Consider the following 22,785-nt stretch of genomic DNA (forward strand, 5'->3'; position numbering starts at 1 on the left):
AACCCTCCTTACTGTCTAATGTTATTAAAATTCTGCAAGTTCACGCATTGCTTTTTCTACTTTGTCCGGGTTAATCATAAAGTATTTTTCCATTGTCGGTGCATACGGCATTGCAGGAACATCAGGACCCGCAAGGCGTTTGATAGGAGCATCAAGCTCGAATAAACAGTTTTCAGCAATAATCGCAGAAACCTCACCCATGATGCTTCCCTCTTTATTGTCTTCTGTCACCAGGAGCACTTTACCTGTTTTTGAAGCTGCTTCAATGATCGCTTCTTTATCTAATGGATAAATCGTACGTAAATCCAATATGTGCGCTTCGATTCCATCCTGGGCAAGCTTTTCCGCTGCTTGAAGTGCAAAGTGAACACACAGACCATAAGTGATCACTGTGATGTCCTCTCCTTCACGCTTCACGTCTGCTTTCCCGATTGGAAGAGTGTAGTCATCCTCAGGCACTTCACCTTTGATCAGGCGATAAGCACGTTTATGTTCAAAGAATAATACTGGATCTTCATCACGGATAGCAGCTTTCAGTAAGCCCTTCACATCATAAGGAGTGGATGGCATGACAATTTTCAATCCTGGTTGATTAGCGAACACGGCCTCAACCGATTGTGAATGATATAGAGCCCCGTGTACTCCGCCACCGTAAGGAGCACGAATGACCATCGGACAGCTCCAATCATTATTCGAACGGTAACGGATTCGTGCTGCTTCAGAGATGATTTGGTTCACTGCCGGCATGATAAAGTCGGCAAACTGCATTTCGGCGATCGGTCTCATGCCATACATGGCAGCTCCGATTCCAACTCCGGCAATGGCTGATTCCGCAAGTGGTGTATCAATGACACGGTCTTCTCCAAATTGATCATACAGTCCGTGAGTCGCTTTGAATACTCCACCTTTTTTACCGACGTCTTCTCCAAGAACGAATACTTTCTCGTCACGTTCCATTTCTTCTCTAATTGCCATTGTTACGGCATCAATATATGAAATTACTGGCATGATTGAATTCCCCCTTACTTCTCTTCTGCGTAAACATACTTCATAGCTGATTCTGCTTCAGCATATGGAGCGTTTTCTGCATAATCCGTTGCTTCGTTCACGAGCTTCATAATGCGATCATTGATTTCTTTCTCAATATCATCGTTCATGACGCCTGTTTCTTTTAAGTAAGCACCAAACGTGATGATTGGATCATTTGTTTTCGCTTTCGCTACTTCATCGGGAGAACGATAGCTTCTGTCATCATCATCCGAGGAGTGAGGAGTCAAACGATACGAAACCGTTTCAACCAATGTCGGACCTTCTCCACGACGACCACGATCTGCTGCTTCTTTGACAGCTTTATAAACTTCGATCGGATCATTTCCATCAACAGTGATTCCCGGCATACCATACCCAATGGCACGATCGGACACTTTCTCACACGCTAACTGCTTTTCGATTGGAACTGAGATTGCATATTTGTTGTTTTCACACATGAAAATAACAGGTAATTTATGTACACCAGCAAAGTTTGCTCCTTCATGGAAATCTCCCTGGTTGGAAGATCCTTCTCCGAATGTCACAAACGTTACAACATCTTTCTTCTCCATTTTCCCGGCAAGGGCGATACCAACGGCATGAGGAACTTGCGTGGTTACAGGAGATGAACCCGTTACGATATTATTTTTCTTTTGCCCAAAATGACCAGGCATCTGACGTCCGCCCGAGTTTGGATCTTCTGCTTTCGCAAAACCTGATAACATCAACTCTTTAGCCGTCATCCCGAATGTTAATACCACACCCATGTCTCGGTAGTACGGAAGGACATAATCCTTTTCACGATCTAAAGCGAATGCAGCACCGACTTGAGCAGCTTCCTGACCTTGACAAGAAATAACAAAAGGGATTTTCCCCGAACGGTTCAGTAACCACATACGCTCATCGATTTTTCTAGCAAGAAGCATGGTTTCATACATTTCTAATACTTTCTCATTGGAAAGTCCTAACTCTTCATGACGATTTTCTGCCATTTTGTTTACCTCCTACACAATCTAATGGTTGGAAAGGTAGAGAGGACCTCTACCTTTCCTATTGAAATTAATTGTCTACTTGTAGCTCAAGAACAGTAGGCTACGCGTTTCTATGAGTGAATTGCCTTTCCATCTACAGCAAGGGCTGCCTCTCCGATCGCTTCTGACAGGGATGGATGAGGGTGGATTGTGTGCGCGATTTCCCATGGGGTTGCGTCCAATACTTTAGCCAGTCCCGCTTCTGAAATCATGTCTGTTACATGTGGACCGATCATGTGCACACCTAGAATGTCATCGGTATCTTTATCTGCAATGATCTTGACGAATCCATCCGATTCACCATATACAAGTGCTTTCCCGATTGCTCTGAAACTGAATTTTCCGGTCTTCAAGTTATATCCCTTTTCTTTTGCTTCCTGTTCCGTGATCCCTACGCTTGCAATTTCAGGATTACTGTAGATGCATTTTGAAATGAGGGAATAGTCAATAGGGTGAGGTTTCTCATTCGCCATATGTTCCACAGCTGTGATTCCTTCGTGTGATGCAACATGAGCTAATTGAAGTCCACCGATGACGTCCCCGATCGCGTAAATATGAGATTCCTTTGTTTGGAAGAAATCATTCACTTCAATAAAGCCTTTTTCCACTTTAATATCTGTGTTCTCTAAGCCAATGCCTTCAACGTTCGCTTGTCTGCCTACAGATACAAGGATTTTCTCTGCCGTAAAGGCTTTTTCTTCTCCTTTATGCTCAGCTTTGATCGTGACCTCTCCTTCTCCTTTTTCCAAGGTTTCAGGAAGCACCTTAGCACTTGTAACGATTTTAACGCCTTTTTTCTTCATCAAGCGCTGCATTTCTTTAGAAATCTCATGATCCTCGGTTGGTACTATTTTATCAGCGTATTCCACAACGGTTACCTCAACATCAAAGTCAGACAGCATGGAAGCCCATTCTATACCGATGACTCCTCCGCCAACGATGATGATCGATTTTGGCAAAGCCTCAAGTGAAAGCGCTTCATCCGAAGATAGAACGTATTCACCATCAATATCAAGTCCTGGTAATGAACGAGGTCTCGAACCTGTTGCAACGATCACATTTTTAGGGATCAGCATTGCATTATCTTCACCGTTATTCATTTCAACTGAAATCGTGCCTGGCATAGGGGAGAAAATGGAAGGTCCCAAAATACGACCCAGCCCTTCAAAGACATCGATCTTACCTTGTTTCATCAAGTGTTGAACCCCTTTGTGAAGCTGTTCAACAATCCCGTCTTTTCTGGATTGGACTTTCGTGAAATCTAATTCTACCCCATTGATCTTCACACCAAAATCTTCACTATGTTTCGCTGTTGCATATACTTCAGCACTGCGAAGAAGAGCTTTACTGGGAATACATCCTTTGTGTAAGCATGTCCCGCCAAGCTTTCCTTTTTCAACGATTGCTGTTTTTAATCCAAGTTGAGAAGCGCGAATGGCGGCTACGTAGCCACCAGTTCCTCCCCCTAGAATGACTAAATCATATTCTTCTGCCAATCTTGAGTCCTCCTTGCTCTTATACTCTCGCTTTTTTCTTTACTGGTCCTGGGTACACTTTATAGTCCTCTTCATTTCGCAAGACCCTCAATGCCCCTTCCGCAAGAGCTTGCAGTTCATTTTCTCCTGGTTGAATCACGACATCCGCTATCCAATTGATTCGATTGCTTATCGCCTTTACAAATTCTTTACCATAAGCAAGTCCACCCGTTAGCACAATGGCGTCTACTTTACCATTAAGGACGGCACTCGCTGCCCCTATCTCTTTAGCAATTTGATACGCCATCGCATCATACACGGCTTTGGCATTTTCATCGCCATTTTCAATCATCTTCTCTACTTTTACCGCATCGTTTGTTCCAAGATAACCGACTAAGCCACCTTGACCAACGAGTTTCTTCATGATTTCATCACGGTAATAATCACCTGAGAAGCATAGGTCAACTAAATCACCCGCTGGAACAGTACCTGCTCTTTCAGGACTGAATGGGCCATCGCCATGTAAACCATTATTCACATCCACGACTTTCCCATTGCGGTGGGCACCGACGGTAATTCCACCACCCATATGAGTGACGATCAGGTTTAGGTCCTCATATTTTTTTCCGAGTTCCTTTGCGACTCTTCTTGCTACCGCTTTCTGATTTAATGCATGGAAAATACTCTTTCTTTCAATGAGTGAAAACCCTGAAACACGGGCAAGTGATTGTAGCTCGTCCACTACAACTGGGTCGACAATATAAGACGGAATGTTTAATCCAGAAGCAATTTCAAATGCTATAATCCCACCAAGGTTTGAAGCATGCTGACCTGAGAATCCTTCTTTAAGATCCTTCAGCATGTCATCATTCACTAAGTATGTGCCGCCTTCTATCGGTCTAAGAAGGCCCCCACGGCCACAAACAGCACTTAGCTTCGAAATGTTGATCCCTTCTTCATCTAACGTTTGAAGAATGGTATCCTTTCTGAATTCATACTGATCAATGATGGTTGGAAATTCATTAATCTTTTCTGTATCATGACGAATTGTCTTTTCAAAGATAGATCGATCATCATCGAAAACACCAATTTTGGTTGATGTCGATCCAGGGTTAATGACTAATATTCGATGTTTGTTCTCTTGCACTGTTGTTACCTCCATTTGGGTAGCTGTTATTGTAATGTTTGTACGTAGAATTTTTCCCCTATGATAGATAACCCCTTAATCTGTTCGATGTTCGCATTAACAGGGAAGAAACGCTCTACTTTTGTTAGAAGTAAAGCGTTTTTTCTTCTAATTATCCACGTCTGCTTAAAATATGTTGACCGTTTTGTAAGAACTGGCTTCTTGAACGGCGCATTTTCTCGATTCTTTCTTCAGCCATACGATCAGCAGCAACGTAAGTTGGAACATTATCACGTTTAGCGATTTCAATAACCCGCTCAACGTTGTTGTACACTTGCTCCACTTTTTTCATCGCTCTTTCACTATTGTAACCGTATAATTCATCCGCTACGTTGATGACTCCACCTGCATTGATGACATAGTCAGGTGCATAAACGATACCCATTTCATGGATTGCGTCACCATGACGAGTTTCTTTTAATTGGTTATTTGCAGCCCCTGCAATGACTTTTGCTTTTAGCTGAGGAATGGTTTCGTCGTTGATGATCGCTCCCAGTGCACATGGTGCAAAGATGTCACAGTCAACACCATAAATATCGTTGATGTCAACAGCTTTTGCCCCGAATTCATCTACAGCACGTTGTACCGCTTCTTTATTGATATCTGTAACGATCAGATGTGCTCCTTCTTCGTGAAGGTGACGACACATATTGTACGCAACATTTCCGATTCCTTGAACAGCGATCGTTTTTCCTTCAAGTGAATCAGTTCCGAATGCTTCTTTCGCTGCCGCTTTAATCCCACGGTATACGCCGTACGCAGTTACCGGAGATGGGTTCCCTGAAGATCCAAACGCTGGTGAAATACCTGTGACATAATCTGTTTCTTCATGGATCAAGTCCATATCAGCAACTGTTGTTCCCACATCTTCAGCCGTAATATAACGACCGTTCAGTCCTTGAATGTAGCGACCGAATGCACGGAACATTTCTTCATTCTTATCTTTGCGAGGGTCACCAATAATGACCGTTTTCCCTCCACCTAAATTAAGACCTGCTGCAGCATTCTTGTACGTCATACCACGTGCAAGGCGAAGCGCGTCTTCAATCGCCGCTTCTTCCGATTCATATGTCCACATACGAGTCCCGCCAAGTGCAGGTCCAAGTGTAGTATCATGAATCGCAATGATTGCTTTCAAACCTGATGATTCATCTTGACAAAATACCAATTGCTCATAATCATATTGTTCCATATAGCTAAAAATTTTCATTTTCATTTCCCCCTAAAGTCTTATATATTTTGATTTATATCACTATTTATTTGAAGCAGAGCATATAGCCAGTGCCAGTGAATATAGTTTACTTTCTGCACTGTCCGCTCTGGATGTCAATACGATTGGTGCTTTCGCTCCAGCGATCACAGCTCCTACTTTCGCTTTTGCAAAATAGATCAGGGACTTGTAAAGAGCATTACCAGTTTCGATATTTGGAACGAGAAGGATATCCGCTTGTCCAGCGACTTCACTTTCAATCCCTTTATGTTCAGCAGCGTGGTGTGAAACGGCATTATCCAATGCTAATGGACCATCCACGGTACAATTTCGGATCTGTCCTCTTTGATTCATCATCGTAAGAGAAGCGGCATCAACTGTTGCCTGCATAGCCGGATTAACCACTTCAACCGCCGCTATCGGAGCTACTTTTGGATGGAGAACACCGATTGAACGGGCAATCTCGACGGCATTTTCAATAATTTGCGCTTTTTGCTGGAGATCAGGTGCAATATTCATCGCTGCATCCGTAATAAATGTCAGTCTATCAAACCCTTCCACCTCAAAAGCTGCCACATGTGATAAAACATTGCCTGTTCTGAGACCCCACTCTTTATTTAACACTGCTTTTAAAATAACAGCAGTAGGGACATTCCCCTTCATAAGGGCACCTGCTTCATTTTCCTTCACAGCCTTCACTGCCAGTTCGGCTGATTTCTGTGGCGAAAATGCATGCTTGATTTTAATGCTGCTGTGAGATCGAAGTTGCGGTGCGACCTCTTCTATAAGAGAGATGATTTTTTCTTTATCGCCAAAAAGTAAAAATTTGGCCATATCTTTTTCAACTGCCATGGCGACAGCACCAAGGACTTCTTTATCTTCTGCAGCTGCTACCGCTACAGTGGAATTTTCTATCCGGGTTGCTTTTTCCACCAAAGATTGTAGATTCATGTATGTCGTTTCAACCCCTTTTTTCTGTTATTATGTTCCCATCAAACTACATGCAAGAACCGTGCCAACTTCAAACGCCCTGAAAACGCTTTATTAAGTCATGGTTATACCTGCAAATTATTTCATACTACGCAAATTATTTCATGCTAGTTGTTTCAATGTTATATTTTTCAATTTTATAATACAAATTTCGAACAGACACATTTAATGCTTTAGCGGTTGCTGTTTTATTACCATTATTCTGCTCCAAAACCCTTTGGATTATATTTTTTTCATATTGTTCCACTTGCGTTCCGAGATCCTTAACGGTTCCTTCCGTCTCGTAAGGAACTTCTTTAACAAGGCTTTTGGATGTATCATCCAGTTGGGGTAAATGCTTTATGTCTATCTTCACTTCGTTGTAATTCATAAAGATAATGGCCCTTCCCAATACATTTTCAAGCTCTCTTACATTACCCGGCCAATGATAATTCATTAAGTTATTCATCGCCTGCTCTGTTACCCCTTCAACATTTCTACCGTAATCCTGATTGATCTTCGTAATAAGGGTTTCGGCAATGCGGGGAATATCTGATTTGCGATGTCTTAGTGGCGGAATCTGAATAGGCATTCGATTGAGCCGGTAGTAAAGATCTTCTCTGAAAGAGCCGTCAGCGATTCCTTTTTCAAGATTCACATTTGTCGCTGCAATGACCCGGACATTAATCTGGATGGATTTTGTCCCCCCCACACGAACGATCTCATTCTCCTGCAGGACCCTCAGTAACTTAGCTTGAGTATTGGCACTCAATTCCCCTATTTCATCCAGAAAGATACTGCCATTATTCGCTTCTTCAAACAAGCCTCGCTTACCACCCCGCTTCGCTCCTGAAAATGCACCTTCTTCGTACCCAAATAATTCACTTTCCAATAGGTTCTCTGATAATGCAGCACAATTGACCCTCAGGAATTTGTTGAACTTTCGATCACTCGCATTATGTATAGCGTGTGCAAATAATTCCTTTCCTGTACCGGATTCACCCCTGAGAAGAACAGTGGCAGGCGTTTTTGCCCCTAATTTAGCTTGTTCCACCGCAATCATCATTTCCTCAGAATCCCCGATGATGTCTTCAAACATATACTTTGCTTCAAGAGTGCGAATAATTCTCCTGGCCCGATCCAACTCCTGAGTAAGTGACTGAATTTCAGACATATCATGAATGACACCTACACTCCCCTTGAGTTTACCATTCACGATTATAGGAGCTACATTGACAATGACTTCTTTCCGCTTCGGCCCTACCCGCATCCTCGTTCCCCTGATGGCTCTTCTTGTTTGCAGGACTTTCAAGTGGATACTCTCTCCTTCAGAAATGTCTGCCGTTGCCGGTTTTCCAATTACTTCTTCTTGGGAGAGTCCTGTGATTCTAGTATAAGCAGGGTTTATTAATATCCCTTTTCCTTCTTCGTCGACTACAGAAATCGCATCATCACTGGAATGAATGATGGCTTCAAGCATTGTTTGAATTTCTTTAAGATTCGTGATCTCCTCTGCAAGATTCACGACTTCCGTAATATCTTTGAATACAGAAAAAGCTCCGATGATTTCATCATTGTCCGTAATCATTGGAATCCGATTGGAAATGATCTTCAGCCCATTGTCCAAAACAACTTCTTGATGAAATTCAGTTCGTCGCGTTTCAATCGTGTTGGTTAATTTACTCTCGGGAATCACATCAGAAATATGCAACCCCATTACGTCTTCCTGGTCCTTACCGATCATCCTCTGTGCACTTTTATTGAAGAGCATCACATTTCCTTGATCGTCTATTCCGACCATACCATCATCAGTAGAGTTAAAAATGAGGTCTCTTTTAAAGGATTCACTTGTTAATTGATGGATAAGATCTTCCTTCTCTTCCAGAAGTTTTGAAATAAGAAAGGCAACACTGCCTGGAATAATAACGGTGTTCCTTCCCCGCTTATCTCTTATATTTTCAAATACTTTTTGTTCACCGGTCACTTCAATGACGATATCAACAGAATCATTCAGGAAATGTCGCCAATCAGTACCAACTGGTATCCCCAGCTCTTTAGCTAACACAATCCCTGAAGCGGTTTCATTTAGGTCTACAACGGCGATCACTTTCATGACGGAAGCTTCGTGTAGGATTTTTAAAATGGCTGTTCCACCCTTACCCCCGCCGACAATCAGAACCTCTTGCAACATTTTTCACCCCGGCTCTCGATACCTGCAATTTTTTTCACAAGCATAATGTTACACTACTTTTCGAAACTTGACAATTTTCTAGTTGGAGTTAGAATTTTAGTATGGAAACAAAAAAGGAGTTATGCACCTCATGGTCCGTCTAATTGCCCTGATTATTATGTTAATTCCTGGCGCTCTCGCTGCTCTCGGGATTAAATTGATGAGAGATATGTTATTTGGCATTCTGCAGTCTCCCATTCCTTATTTGTGGCTGCAATTTGTCATTGGATTAGTATTCTTTATATGCGGTCTCGGTTTTATTGCAGGATTTGTACTGCATCGTGATCGAAAACGCAATAAAGTACAATCCCGATTCAACAAAAAAGGCTAGCGCTTGGTATGCGCTAGCCTTTTTTACTTTCTCTCAGCTTCCATGCATTTTCAGGATAGTCCGTTACAAATGCAGTGCAACCTACATTCAGTAATCTCTCCATTTGTTCCACTTTATTCACCGTGTAAGGTCTGACACAAATGCCGTTATTCATCGATTCCATTATGATTTCATCCTTGACTGCTTTCAGGTTGGGGTGTATCGCTTTCGCCCTTAGAGATTGGGCATAAATCCACGGCATGAATAATCCTGATGAGTATAGTGGCGCAATTTCAACGGCAGGCTCCAGCCGGTAGCACGCTACAATCGAGTAATGATTAAATGAAGAGATGATGATCCGGTCTTCAAATCCAAATTCCTTAATTAATCCGATTACTTTTTCTTCCAGTCCCTGATAGTCCATGATGCTGTTCTTCAACTCAATATTACACAGTAAGTCATTGCTCTTTAACCACTGAAATACCTCCCTCAATGAAGGCACACGATTTTTTTTAAACAACTTACTTTTAAATTTATAATTCGCTTGCAGTTTTTGAATTTCCTGAAGCGTATAGTCTTTGACGAACCCTTTCCCATTTGTGGTGCGATCAACCGTTTCATCATGAATCACGACGATTTCTCCATCTTTCGTCAGTTGAACATCCAATTCAATACCGTCTGCCTTTACTCTTTCAGCTTCATAAAACGCGTCCATAGTGTTTTCCGGGTGAGTCCCGGCTGAGCCACGGTGTGCAAAAATCAGTGTCATGAGTTCACTCCTTTTTCTTAAGTTAATCTCATTCTATATGTAGATATCCAGACCATTCCCTTGTTGAATGAATGTGCGTCTAAACCCATTATATACTTATTTATATTCTCCTCAAAGGATGAGTTCTCTTCAAAAAAAAAAAAATCCTGAGTCACTCAGGATTTTTTTGTTTCCAATGGTAAGTGCAACATCTATTAGAACCAAGAGCATCTTCTTCTGCGGCGACGGTCTTCGATACCTGCTACATCGTCTCTGTCACAACGGCGTACAGCTCTGCAGAAATCTTCCCCTCTAATAAAAGCTCTTACAGGAACTCTAAAGTCGTCTCTATCTCTGTCAAAAGCACCAGCTACATCATCTCTATCACGGAAGCATCCCATACTCTCACCTCCCTTTTCTTGTTTTTGCATTACACTGTATCATATGTATCAAAGGACAAGCTGTAAGGGCGAACTACCAGATATTAAAAAAAATGAGGCAATTGTTACTGAGGAAGTAGAAAAGATCACAGAACGCTTATCTTCAAACCAAAAAACCCTACGAAACCAATTGGCTCATAGGGTTTTAATATGAATTATTCAATTCGATGATTGGCCCAATCCTTACTTTTTCATGAAGCCATATGTTCTAAACGAAGCTTATCAGCAACCATAGCGATGAATTCGGAATTTGTCGGCTTAGCCTTGGACATACTCACTGTGTACCCGAATAAAGAAGAAATTGAATCGATATTCCCTCTGCTCCAAGCCACTTCGATCGCATGACGAATCGCTCGTTCTACTCTTGATGCTGTAGTGTTGTATTTTTTGCGATATCAGGGTAAAGAACCTTTGTAATTGAACCAAGTAATTCGATATCGTTGTAAACCATAGAAATCGCTTCTCTTAAATATAAGTAACCTTTAATATGTGCCGGCACACCAATTTCGTGGATGATACTTGTAATACTTGCATCTAAATTTCTTGGTTTCTGCTCTGTATGCATTCTGGATGAGGAAGGTTTTTTGATGATTGGGTTTGATTTACCGCTGACTTGTCTAATATGACTCACTAGATTTTCCATATCAAATGGTTTTAGGATGAAGTAAGAAGCTCCGAGGTCGACGGCTTTCTTTGTTACATCTTCTTGACCGAAGGCTGTCAGCATAATGACATTAGGGATGCTCTTCTTTTCACGAAGTCGTTCGAGCACTGCAAGCCCGTCCAAATGAGGCATAATAATATCCAAAACCAGGACATCCGGATCCACTTCTTCTAACAAATCTAAACAATCTTGGCCATTATGAGCAATTCCTACTACTTCCATATCATTTTGTGAAGCAATGTAGTCTTCCAATAAAGACGTAAGTTCACGGTTATCATCCACAACACATACTTTAATCGATTTCACTACAGGTTTCCTCCTCAATCCTAATTAATTCATCTCTTTATTTTTATTCTAAATTACTTTTTCGACAATGCAACCTAAATTCCTTTTATTTTTGAAAAAAACTTGAAAAATATTATATTTTCTTTGATTTTCTAAAGATTTCTTTATATTTCGACCCTATTCGATATTCGCTCATCGGTTTGTCGAATAATCTTTATTTTAACAAGTTATACGTCTTTTTGGCAAACTGTCCTTTCGGAAACACCTTTTTTATTCAAAAAAAGAACCCTTATAAGCACCCACGATCGGGACTTTAGTAAGGGTTTTCCACTTTTAGCTTGCTCGGTCATGATTTTTCTTGTAAATATCGATTCCAGCTTCACTAAGCATCCATTCAATGTGTACACCATATCCGCTTGTCGGATCGTTTACAAATACATGTGTCACAGCCCCGACGACTTTTCCGTCTTGGATGATGGGACTTCCACTCATGCCTTGCACGATTCCACCTGTTTTCTCCAATAGCTTGGGATCTGTTACTTTTAATACCATCCCTTTTGTTGCCGGATACTTCTGAGGTATGGTACTGACAATTTCAATATCGTACATTTCTACATCTTTCCCATCTACCACAGTCAATATCTGAGCAGGTCCTTCTTTCACTTGGTGGGAAAGAGCGATGGACATTGGTTTATCCATCAGATCATTATCAATGGTCTGATTTAATTCCCCAAAAATCCCGAATGGGCTGTTACGGGTAATGTTCCCGATCACGTTTCGATCAGAAGAAAAACGGGCTAATTTTTCACCTGGTTTACCGTCCTTTCCTTTGTGAATGGACGTTACTTCTGAATGGACAATTTCTCCGTTTTCAACCACAATCGGTTTTTTTGTATCCATGTCTGAAATGACATGGCCCAGTGCCCCATATTTCTTGGACTTCGGGTCAAAGAACGTCATTGTGCCGATTCCAGCTGCAGAATCACGAATATACAAGCCTAATTTGTAGTTATTTTCCCCTTTTTCTTTTAACGGAAGCAATTGAGTCTTTACAGTCTCTTGTTCACGCTTAATCACAACATCTAATGATTTGGAATCTTCTCCTGCCTTTTGAACAAAAGGAGCAACATCCGCAAGCTCTTCAATTTTCGTTCCGTTTATTTCAGTAATCATATCCCCTACTTGAATTCCCGCTTTTTCGCCGGGAGACATCTTACCTGACTCTGTTTCAACTAGATGATGACCTACCACCAACACCCCGACAGTATTTAATTTCACCCCGATGGATTGACCACCCGGGATCACCTTGAAATCTTTCAGTACTTCTACATCGACTTTTTTAATGGGTAACCCAGCTAATTCAAAGACAACTTCATCTTTACCTACAGAACTTCCTTGAATCGAGAGCTGACCTTCTTCTTCATTCAATTGAACATGTTGATTATCAGACGAACCCATCGTTGTAACGGATGCAGCCTTAGGGAGAGCAACTTTATCCCCTTCCATTACCCTTACAGAGTTCGGTGTATTGATAAATTGTTGAACCGGTTTGTAAAAACCAATAAGACAAAGCGAAACAAGGAGAATTCCACCTATACATTTTCTTAACCAATCTAAACTCAATATATTCACTCTCCTCGTTTCTAGTCCACACACACTAACTATCGGCTACAGTTTTAATTTTGCCTTTATAAGCTACATTTATAACTGGTAATCATGAAAAAAAGCTACCCCAATTGGATAGCTTTTCATGTTTCTTTTATGGATCCTGCTAATTGCAGTAATTCCTTTGCGTGTTCTAATGTTAAATCTGTAATTTCCACTCCCGAAATCATTCTGGAGATTTCTTTGATCTTTTCCTTCTCTTGAAGACGTTTGACCATTGTGCTCGTTCTTCCGCCTGAAAGTTTTTTCGAAATAAACAGGTGACAATCTGCCATTGCAGCTACTTGCGGTAAGTGAGATATACACATTACCTGGGAATGAATGGCAACCTGGTAAATTTTTTCAGCAATCGCCTGTGCCACTCTTCCGCTGACTCCTGTATCGACCTCATCAAAAATGATGGAGGTAATTCCCTGGTGCTTGGAAAAAATCGTCTTCATGGCCAGCATAATACGGGAAAGCTCCCCACCTGAAGCAACTTTGGATAACGGCTTTAAAGGCTCCCCTGGATTGGTGGATATGTAAAACTCCACTGTGTCCCAACCATCCTTTTTAAAATGCTGAAAGGAAAACGATTCATTTTCTCCACTTTTCACAAAGCGAACTTCAAATTTCGTTTTATCCATATAAAGTTGCTTAAGCTGTTCATGAATACTTGCTGTTAATTTTTTCGCCCACTGCTTTCTCGTTTGGGACAGATTTTTTGCCTCTAATGATAAATCTTTCTCAAGTGATTGTAATTTACTCTGTAAATGTTCTACATGAGAATCTTTGTTCATGATGGTTTCAATTTCTTCTTCAATCTTTGAACTATAAGCCAGGATTTCTTCTACAGAAGACCCATACTTTCTCTTTAGACCGTTGATCTCATTCAGTCTCGCCTCAATAAGATCCAAACGGTTTGGCTCAAATTCCAATTGATCTAATTCTCCCCTCACTTGATGAGCGGCATCTTCAAGCATATAGAAAGCATTTGAAACAGATTCCAAAGTCTTTTCATATTGAGAATCAACTTCTGCAGCTGTCTCGAGATGACTCATGGCTAGCCCCGCCCAGTCCAGCCCTTTTCTCTCACCTTGAATACTGTCATAGGAGGTCTGCAGCGCCTCAAAAAGCTTTTCAAAGTTCATAAGTTTCCTTTTCTCTTCTTGTAGCTCATCATCTTCGTTTAATTGAAGGTTTGCATCATGAATTTCATTCAGCTGAAACTGAATCAGATCCAAACGATGTGCCATCTCCTGCTCGTTCTCATTAAGCCTGTTAAGCTGCTTATAAATAGAAAGATACTCTTTATATACTTCCCCGTAACTTGAGAGACCAGAAGCAATCTCTTTCCCTCCGAATTGATCCAATAAGGAGAGGTGAAGGCTATCATTCATCAGTTCTTGATGCTCATGCTGTCCATGTATATCAATGAGCGAAGCCCCGATTTCCCTCATGATCGCAATCGTCACGAGCTTGCCATTGATTCTGCAAACACTTTTTCCACTGCTCGAAATATCCCTTCGAAGAATGATCATTCCTTCCTCGATTTCTATCCCGAAGCTCGCTGCTTTCTCAATGCATGGATGAGTTTCATTATCAAGAATAAATAACCCTTCAATTTCAGCCTTTTTCTCCCCATGCCGCACGTATTCTGAGGATCCTCTTCCACCAACCAGTAAATGAATGGCATCAATGATAATCGACTTACCTGCTCCGGTCTCACCTGACAAAACGGTCAGTCCTTCTTCAAAGGAGAGAGAGAGGGATTCAATTATGGCGAAATTTTTGATTGATAGTTCTTGTAGCAAAACGTTCACCTCAAATAAAAAGGAACTTTTCCTAAAGAATAGAAAAGCTTCCTATTGGATTTTGTATGAAGGGCTGCCTTACAAACAGCCCATTAATTTTATGATTGATTCTGCTAATTAAAGCATATCTAAAAATCGTTCTGAAACAATCTTTGTCTCTTCTTCAGTGCGGCATATGATCAAACATGTGTCATCTCCACAAATGGTCCCTAAAATCTCTTCCCAGTCTAAGTTATCGATTAAAGCACCGATCGCATTGGCGTTACCAGGTAGAGTTTTCATTACTAGCATATGCCCGGCCTGGTCCACTTTCACAAACGCATCCGTCAGGGTACGCTTAAGTTTCTGAAGGGGATTGAAGCGCTGATCAGCAGGCAAACTATATTTGTATCTGCCGTCCATTAGCGGGACTTTAACTAAATGCAGTTCTTTAATATCCCTCGACACGGTGGCTTGAGTCACATTAAACCCTGCATTTTTAAGGCTTTCCACTAACTCATCCTGCGTTTCCACATCTCTATTCGTAATGATTTCTCTGATTTTAATATGTCTTTGCCCTTTGTTCATCATAGAACATACACCTCTTACATTTGATTAAAACCTGTATAAATATACCTCTACGCTTATGTTAGCCTATTTTGTAGGGAAGTACAATAAAAAAGAAAAGCGGAAGGGGCTCGTTCTGGGGCGACAAGCATAAGTCTAGTAATCCGGAAAGGCGCTCTTTGCCTTTTTGGGTTGCTTGACTTATGACCTCGAGCCCCAAGCCCCTGGAACTGGACAATGAAAAGCGGAGGCGGCTTGGGTAGGCCTGATAAGCATAACGAGTTGATCCGGAAAGGATTGTTGACTGCGACAGATTTTCATGAAGTTTTGCCCTTTTTGGTAATGCAGCGGGTCATTTTTTTAAAAAATGACATTAAAAGTCATGACCCTCTGTTTTGGATAGCCTTTTGGAACATAAATTCAGTGAAGGGACTGTTATATTTTCAAAATTGACTCATTTATTTTCAATATTAAAGTTTTATTTTCAAAACTGACTCACTTATTTTCAATTCTAGGATTTTATTTTCAAAACCATACTTAGTGCAACAGGGACGTCAAAAAGCCACCCTCCGAAGAAGAGTGGCCCTATTTTACTGCTGCGTTTTCGCCTTAAGTTGATGATGCGCATCCTCTATCACTTCATCTGGTGTAGTGGCGAGAAGGGACTCTCCTTCACCCTCTTGACCCGACCATTTCAGATGGATCAGGAATTCAATATTCCCATCTCCACCTGTAATAGGAGAATAAGACAAACCGGCGATATGATAGCCTTCTTTAATTGCTAACGCCATGACCTTCTCGATCACCATCTTATGCACGGCAGGATCTCTTACGATTCCTTTTTTTCCCACCTGGTCCTTCCCAGCTTCAAACTGCGGCTTGATTAAGGCAACGCAGTCCCCACCAGGTACCAATAATGTTTTTAGGACAGGCAAGATTAAGGAAAGGGAAATGAAGGATACATCGATGGATGCAAAGCTTGGCATTTCTCCTTCCAGATCAGCCGGGGTGACGTAACGGAAGTTGGTTCTTTCCATGACCACGACCCGCTCATCCTGTCTTAACTTCCAGGCTATTTGGTTGTATCCTACGTCAAGTGCGTAGGACATCTTAGCACCGTTTTGCAGAGCACAATCCGTAAATCCCCCAGTGGAAGCCCCGATATCAATCATCACTTTATCAGCCACGTCCACATCAAAGACCTGCAGAGCTTTCTCAAGCTTTAAGCCACCACGGCTCACATATGGAATCACTTTCCCCTTTATCGTGAGGGGGATGTCTTCACTTACTTTTTCCCCGGCCTTGTCCAATCTCATTTCATTTGAATAGACAAGTCCCGCCATGACAGCCCGTTTCGCTTTTTCTCTCGTTTCAATTAATCCTCGTTCTACCAGAAGTACGTCTACACGTTGTTTTTTTACTTTCATCATTAAGCCCTTTTTTGTTTTTTTGGTGTGATCGTCAAAATGCGATCCACTACGTTTTCTTTGGTCATGCCGATTTCGTTCAATAATTCCTTTACGCTTCCATGCTCGATGAAATAATCAGGAATACCGATGCGGTCGATCACTGCATCATGGAAGCCTTGTTCCTGCGCAAACTCAAGCACACCACTTCCAAAGCCGCCTTGAAGCACAGCCTCTTCGATTGTCAACACAGGCATCTCTTCTTCCAGGATATTTTTCAGCATTTTCTCGTCCATCGGTTTGATGAAACGTGCGTTTACAACCCTAACCGAAAGCCCCTGCTTTTCAAGGTCAGCAGCAGCTTCCATAGCCATTGGTATGGTCGTGCCAAAGGTCAGGATTGCAGCATCCGTTCCTTGTTTCAATATCTCCCACGTTCCAATCGGGATCGTTTTCAGTTCAGCATCCATCGGCACTCCATAACCGTTTCCACGAGGGTAGCGCAACGCGATCGGACCATCATTATACTGTAGGGCCGTATTGACAAGGTGTTGACCTTCATTTTCATCCTTCGGCATCATGATCACCATATTCGGTAAATGCCTTAAAAAGGCGATATCAAACACCCCTTGATGCGTTTCACCATCGGCACCGACTAATCCGGCACGGTCAATCCCGATGAAGACATTCAAGTTTTGTCGGCAAATATCGTGAACCACTTGATCATACGCTCTTTGCAGGAATGTTGAATAAATGGCAAGGAACGGTTTCATTTCCTGGGTAGCAAGACCCGCTGCAACAGTTGTGGCATGCTGCTCGGCAATCCCTACATCAAACATTCGATCGGGGAATTCTTCAGCAAACCCAAGCAGTTTGGACCCTACAGGCATGGCTGGAGTAATTGCGACAATTCGTTCATCCTCACGGGCAATCTTTCTGACGGTCTCACTTACAAGACCACTCCAGGAAGGTGGTGCATTTATAGGTTTAATCAGGTCCCCTGTGTCAATTTTGTATGGACCTGTACCATGCCATGTGCCCTGCTTATCTGATTCCGCAGGATGAAACCCTTTCCCCTTTTTCGTTATGACGTGTAAGAGGACAGGACCTTTCGTTTTCTTTGCATACTGGATGTTTTCAGATAGATCATTATAATCGTGGCCATCGATTGGTCCAAGATAGGTAAATCCTAATTCTTCAAAGAACATACCTGAAACGAAAAGATACTTTAAGCTGTCTTTTACCCGCTCAGCCGTACTCGCTAATTTGCCTCCGACAGCAGGGATTCGTTTAAGGATATATTCCATTTCATCCTTCACCCAGTTATACTTTCCGGCAGTGCGCAATCGGCCAAGAACACTGTGAAGGGCTCCGACGTTCGGGGCAATGGACATTTCATTATCATTTAAAACGACGATCATATCTTTCTTTTCATGACCAATATGGTTAAGTGCCTCGAGTGCCATACCGCCCGTTAAGGCACCATCTCCGATTACAGGGATAATGAAAGAATCTTCTTTTTTGACATCCCTGGCGATTGCCATACCCATGGCTGCAGATAATGAAGTGGAGCTATGTCCCGTCTCCCATACATCATGCTCGCTTTCATTGCGTTTTGGGAAACCACATAACCCTTTATATTGTCGCAAGGTATCAAACTGACAGGCACGGCCAGTCAAAATCTTATGTACATAGGACTGATGACCAACATCCCAAAGGATTTTATCTTTTGGGCTTGAGAAATGCTTATGAAGGGCAACTGTTAATTCGACCACCCCTAAGTTTGGACCAATATGACCGCCAGTCTTAGATAGATTCTTTATTAAGAAATGGCGAATCTCTTGACTGAGCGCTTCCAATTGTTCATTTGACATATTTTTAAGAAAAGAAGGCTCCTTTATTGATAATAAATCCATGGGGTCCACTCACTTTCATCACTAAATATTTTGTTTCGCACGCTTGTAACGTTTTTTCTTGTTTTTATCTTTCTTGTCTTTTTTATCTTTAATCACTACGATGTGAAATCGGTCTTCAAAAAATTGTAGAACTTTACCAACTCTAAATATTATATCCTTAGAATAGGTGATAGCAAACGTTTTTCCAAGCGCTTTGCCTCCAACCGTCAAGGAAGCTATGATACTTGTCAATGTCACACTCACAATATATTCCTTCAAAGAGCCTCCTTCAAGCTGAAAAGAGACGGCTAGTTGAATGATGACAATTGCTGACGCAGTACCACTTATGATACCTGAAATATCGCCGATTACGTCGTTACAGAAGCTTGCGAACCGGTCTGCGTTCCGGACGATTTTGATTGAATAACGTGCACCGTATACTTTTTTCGCCGCCATGGCATGAAAAGGGGTCTCATCAGCAGCCGTTGCAGCAATCCCCAGCATATCAAAGAAGATTCCGATAAAGACGATGATTAATACAACGACCAGTCCTGTATACCATCCGACTCCATTTAAAACCATATTGGATGTAACTGAAAAAATAGCCGCTAACACAAATGTGATAACGGCAATGCTGACACTCCACTTTATTGAGTTTTTCATTGTTTCATTCATTATCGTTTAAACACACCGTTTCTATTGTGTATATAGTATCAAAACTATGTAATTGGATGGTCATATAAAGAGTAAAAATTGCAGCTTAGGTCCAGTAGGTTTTCCCAATCAGATACCGGATGTTGCCATACCGGCGGTTTCCCTTTAAATCCGACTTAGCCGCGTCACCACAAGCTAGACTGGATTACCACTTAGTCCGCACTATAATCCTCTTTATATGTCCGAATATGAACAGTCTAGGAGTTTTCCTCAACAGTCCTTAACGCAATCCTTAGCCTCTTTTGCAAAGAGGATTTCATATGGGCGAAAAAGCACATATCAATGGCCAACTGATGTGTACCTTGTAACCATAATCCCCTCTCTCTTCACTCAAGGCAGGCTACGCTGCTAGTGAATCATCACATCGCAGGTTCATACTTTGCTCTTATTGCATATGCTTATGCCAGCATAAGAAACAAAGCCTCCGCGGCTTGCGGGTCAACGCCCACATGCCATTGTGGATCGCCCTCAAGCCTTACTCCCAGATATGACCCAAGGCTGGGCGCCTCAAGCCAATTCCAGGAACTTCATCGATGTGCCCTTTAGTGGATTTTTAGGCCCACCTTCAGGATTGGTGGACTGACTAGAATACTGCACCACCCAAATTTGCATTCTATAGGTATTATAACATATGTTAAATAATTTGCTCAAACATAGAATGGTTTTAATGATTCCGGGCAACGATTAATTGGGCAATTTCGGTAAGGAGACTGGAATCGATTGTCATTTGATCTAGCTTGGATAACGCTTCGTTCAAGTGGAAGTGAAGCTTTTCCTTTGCCCCTCCTATCGTCAAGAGACTTGGGTATGTACTCTTATGTTTCGATTGGTCGCTCCCCACTGGCTTTCCAATAATTTCTTCGGAACCTTCAATATCAAGAATGTCATCCTGAATTTGAAAGGCAAGGCCAATATGATAAGCAAATTGCTTTAGTAGTTCAAGCTGCTCCTCCGACGCATCGGAGATAATCCCGCCTGCCAATACACTAAACGTCAGTAACTTTCCTGTTTTATGCTCATGAATGCTTTCGAGCTCTTTTACAGAAAGCTTCTTATTTTCCCCTTCAATATCCGCTACTTGTCCACCAACCATGCCTTCAGGTCCTGCACACTTTGCTAAAAGACCGATGAGCCTTACCTTGTTATTATCTGTAAGTCCCTTGTCCTCTGTGATCATTTGAAAACTGTAGGTTAGTAAAGCGTCACCGGCTAAAATCGCCATCGCTTCCCCAAACATTTTATGATTGGTCGGCATCCCTCTTCTCAAGTCGTCATCATCCATGGCAGGAAGATCGTCATGAATCAAGGAATAGGTATGAATCATTTCAAGGGCAGACGCAGTATTTAATCCAAGTAAAGGGTCCTTGTTAAAGGCTTTGATCGTAGCAAAAAGGAGAAGGGGACGAATTCTCTTTCCACCTGCTTGCAAAGAATAGATCATAGCTCTCTTCAAGTTAGAAGGCAAAGAAAGGCTGTCTACAGTCTTGACCATATGGTTGGTAATCGTTTCTCCATGCTGTTGTTGAAACTCTTTCAGATCAACGTGAGGATTCACCCTTTATTCCTCCTCATTCAGATCGAAGGCTTTTTCCCCTTCATCTGTCATCATTTTCGTTAATTGGTTTTCAGCTTTTTGCAACGTATCATGGCAGTATTTTGAAAGATCCATTCCTTTTTGATAATATTCTAACGCTTTCTCTAACGGAACTTCTCCCTCTTCTAATTTCTCAACAATTTCTTCCAGTTGTTCCATAGCAGTTTCAAATGATAGTTCTTCTTTAGACTTTGCCATTATTTTCACGCTCCTCAACGGATTCAACTTCGCAATGTATTTTTCCATCCCTGACATTTATCTCGAGACGGTCACCAGCTTTGACTTGCTGAGATGATTTGATCAATGTACCTTCATCCTGATATACCAGGCTGTATCCCCTGTCCATGATTTTCAACGGACTGAGGGCATGTAAAGTGGACAGTGCTGAGCTGAAACGATGATTTTTTCCTTTCAGCACTTGTTTAAATTGCTTCTCAAGCACTCTTTGCATAAATAAGACCCGTTCATGCTGTATGGTGATGAGTTGTGATGGGTGAACACGCTGCAGCCTTGAATGGAGCCCGGACAATTGATCCCGGTTTTGTTTCACATGCAAGCTTATATTCTTCTGCAGCTGATCGGTCAGCCGGTCGACTTTTTCAATTTTTTGTTGATACAGATTACGCGGATTTCGTAAAGCGTAGGACTTAGTTAAACCATTTAAGCGGCTGCGCTCACTTTGAAGCTTTGTTTTAAACGATTTAATCAGTCGTAATTTACGATTCATGATTCTTTCCAGCAAATCATCAATGTGGGGGACCGCTAATTCTCCCGCTGCTGTTGGGGTAGGGGCTCTTAGATCGGCTACAAAGTCAGCAATCGTAAAGTCTGTTTCATGTCCTACAGCAGAAATAACCGGAACTTTCGACTCAACGATTGCTTTGGCCACGATTTCTTCGTTAAACGCCCATAATTCTTCAATAGAGCCACCGCCACGGCCGATAATCAATACATCTATATCTCCCAGATCGTTAACCTTCCTAATTGCTCCGGTAATCGACCCTGCCGCTTGATCACCTTGAACCAAAGCAGGAAAAACGAGGATTTCTCCCACTGGATATCTCCTTTTGATGGTTGTGATAATATCTCTGACGGCAGCACCTGTTGGGGAGGTAACAACGGCTATCCGCTTCGGGAACTTAGGGATCATCCGTTTTCTGCTTTGATCAAAATAACCTGCTTTCTCGAGCTTTTCTTTCAGCTGCTCATAGGCTAAATATAGCTCACCGATTCCGTCAGGCTGCATTTCTTTTACATAGATCTGATATTGACCGCCTGATTCGTAAACAGAAATATCTCCCCGGATCAACACATTCATTCCATTTTCGGGTATGAATTTCAGTGATTGATTATTACTTGAAAACATGACAGACAAGATACGTGCTTTTTCGTCCTTTAGGGTAAAATACATGTGTCCACTTGAATGCCTTTTGAAATTAGAGATTTCCCCACGAACAAATAGATTGGACAGATGGGGGTCTCTATCGAATTTACGCTTTATGTATTTTGTCAGAGCTTGTACCGTTAAATAACGTGTTTGATCGAGTTCCATGCTCAAGTGACTCCTTTTCCCCTGGCATTTTGTTAAGGCTTTC

General features: G+C 41.9%; 19 protein-coding genes and 1 pseudogene. 2 read left to right on the plus strand and 18 right to left on the minus strand.

Translation table 11 applies throughout. The annotated features are described in order from the left end of the window. Positions 1-24 precede the first annotated feature (24 nt). The 7 genes from ACCB35_RS14345 to ACCB35_RS14375 form a co-directional block, all read right to left on the minus strand. Positions 25-1,008: an alpha-ketoacid dehydrogenase subunit beta gene (locus tag ACCB35_RS14345; protein WP_044340065.1), complete on the minus strand. Its 984-nt coding sequence runs from the start codon at positions 1,006-1,008 to the stop codon at positions 25-27. Positions 1,009-1,022: 14 nt separating this feature from the next. Next, positions 1,023-2,021: a thiamine pyrophosphate-dependent dehydrogenase E1 component subunit alpha gene (locus tag ACCB35_RS14350; protein WP_044340064.1), complete on the minus strand. Its 999-nt coding sequence runs from the start codon at positions 2,019-2,021 to the stop codon at positions 1,023-1,025. 110 nt (positions 2,022-2,131) lie between these two features. Next, positions 2,132-3,556 (minus strand): dihydrolipoyl dehydrogenase, encoded by a 1,425-nt coding sequence (gene lpdA / locus ACCB35_RS14355; protein ID WP_044340063.1) that lies wholly within the window; start codon positions 3,554-3,556, stop codon positions 2,132-2,134. A gap of 19 nt (positions 3,557-3,575) precedes the next feature. Then, on the minus strand, positions 3,576-4,697 hold the full coding sequence (gene buk, locus ACCB35_RS14360; protein WP_374054262.1) for a butyrate kinase: 1,122 nt from the start codon (positions 4,695-4,697) through the stop codon (positions 3,576-3,578). Between the two features lie 136 nt (positions 4,698-4,833). Continuing rightward, positions 4,834-5,931 (minus strand): branched-chain amino acid dehydrogenase, encoded by a 1,098-nt coding sequence (bcd, locus tag ACCB35_RS14365; protein ID WP_044340061.1) that lies wholly within the window; start codon positions 5,929-5,931, stop codon positions 4,834-4,836. 42 nt (positions 5,932-5,973) lie between these two features. Next, positions 5,974-6,882: a phosphate butyryltransferase gene (yqiS, locus tag ACCB35_RS14370; RefSeq protein WP_374054263.1), complete on the minus strand. Its 909-nt coding sequence runs from the start codon at positions 6,880-6,882 to the stop codon at positions 5,974-5,976. Between the two features lie 136 nt (positions 6,883-7,018). Then, a complete protein-coding gene (locus ACCB35_RS14375) occupies positions 7,019-9,088 on the minus strand; it encodes a sigma 54-interacting transcriptional regulator (RefSeq protein WP_374057031.1) in 2,070 nt (689 codons plus the stop codon). Positions 9,089-9,221: 133 nt separating this feature from the next. Here ACCB35_RS14375 and ACCB35_RS14380 point away from each other — a divergent pair, with 133 nt between their 5' ends. Then, entirely contained in the window at positions 9,222-9,461 is a 240-nt protein-coding gene (locus ACCB35_RS14380) for a DUF2627 domain-containing protein (RefSeq protein ID WP_044340058.1), read from the plus strand. 13 nt (positions 9,462-9,474) lie between these two features. On the opposite strand, the gene ACCB35_RS14385 is transcribed toward ACCB35_RS14380, so the two are convergent. Continuing rightward, positions 9,475-10,209 (minus strand): glycerophosphodiester phosphodiesterase, encoded by a 735-nt coding sequence (locus ACCB35_RS14385; protein ID WP_374054264.1) that lies wholly within the window; start codon positions 10,207-10,209, stop codon positions 9,475-9,477. 182 nt (positions 10,210-10,391) lie between these two features. Here ACCB35_RS14385 and ACCB35_RS14390 point away from each other — a divergent pair, with 182 nt between their 5' ends. Next, entirely contained in the window at positions 10,392-10,655 is a 264-nt protein-coding gene (locus tag ACCB35_RS14390; RefSeq protein ID WP_374054265.1) for a hypothetical protein, read from the plus strand. A 164-nt stretch (positions 10,656-10,819) separates the two neighbouring features. Here the strand turns inward: ACCB35_RS14390 and spo0A are convergent. From spo0A to xseA, 10 genes and pseudogenes are all read right to left on the minus strand, one after another. Next, positions 10,820-11,598, minus strand: a pseudogene (gene spo0A / locus ACCB35_RS14395) (sporulation transcription factor Spo0A). Positions 11,599-11,910: 312 nt separating this feature from the next. Further along, on the minus strand, positions 11,911-13,200 hold the full coding sequence (gene spoIVB / locus ACCB35_RS14400) for a SpoIVB peptidase (protein ID WP_044340054.1): 1,290 nt from the start codon (positions 13,198-13,200) through the stop codon (positions 11,911-11,913). A gap of 125 nt (positions 13,201-13,325) precedes the next feature. Then, on the minus strand, positions 13,326-15,035 hold the full coding sequence (gene recN, locus ACCB35_RS14405; RefSeq protein ID WP_374054266.1) for a DNA repair protein RecN: 1,710 nt from the start codon (positions 15,033-15,035) through the stop codon (positions 13,326-13,328). A gap of 117 nt (positions 15,036-15,152) precedes the next feature. Next, complete coding sequence (ahrC, locus tag ACCB35_RS14410; RefSeq protein ID WP_044340153.1) at positions 15,153-15,602, minus strand: transcriptional regulator AhrC/ArgR; 450 nt, start codon at positions 15,600-15,602, stop codon at positions 15,153-15,155. A gap of 569 nt (positions 15,603-16,171) precedes the next feature. After that, positions 16,172-17,008 carry a TlyA family RNA methyltransferase gene (locus ACCB35_RS14415; RefSeq protein ID WP_374057032.1) on the minus strand — a complete coding sequence of 279 codons (837 nt, stop codon included), beginning with the start codon at positions 17,006-17,008 and terminating at the stop codon, positions 16,172-16,174. Between the two features lie 2 nt (positions 17,009-17,010). Beyond that, positions 17,011-18,903, minus strand: coding sequence for a 1-deoxy-D-xylulose-5-phosphate synthase (gene dxs / locus ACCB35_RS14420; protein WP_374054267.1), 1,893 nt, complete (start codon positions 18,901-18,903; stop codon positions 17,011-17,013). Between the two features lie 21 nt (positions 18,904-18,924). Continuing rightward, positions 18,925-19,557, minus strand: a complete 633-nt coding sequence (locus tag ACCB35_RS14425) for a hypothetical protein (protein WP_044340050.1) — start codon at positions 19,555-19,557, stop codon at positions 18,925-18,927. A 703-nt stretch (positions 19,558-20,260) separates the two neighbouring features. After that, positions 20,261-21,133, minus strand: a complete 873-nt coding sequence (locus ACCB35_RS14430) for a polyprenyl synthetase family protein (RefSeq protein WP_374057033.1) — start codon at positions 21,131-21,133, stop codon at positions 20,261-20,263. A gap of 21 nt (positions 21,134-21,154) precedes the next feature. Then, positions 21,155-21,388: an exodeoxyribonuclease VII small subunit gene (xseB, locus tag ACCB35_RS14435; RefSeq protein ID WP_044340049.1), complete on the minus strand. Its 234-nt coding sequence runs from the start codon at positions 21,386-21,388 to the stop codon at positions 21,155-21,157. Continuing rightward, on the minus strand, positions 21,375-22,742 hold the full coding sequence (gene xseA / locus ACCB35_RS14440; protein ID WP_374054268.1) for an exodeoxyribonuclease VII large subunit: 1,368 nt from the start codon (positions 22,740-22,742) through the stop codon (positions 21,375-21,377). The genes xseB and xseA overlap by 14 nt, the downstream gene beginning before the upstream one ends. Between the last annotated feature and the right edge of the window lie 43 nt (positions 22,743-22,785).

Source organism: Rossellomorea sp. FM04394 (assembly GCF_041889765.1).
GTDB classification, from domain to species: Bacteria; Bacillota; Bacilli; order Bacillales; family Bacillaceae_B; genus Rossellomorea; species Rossellomorea aquimaris_B.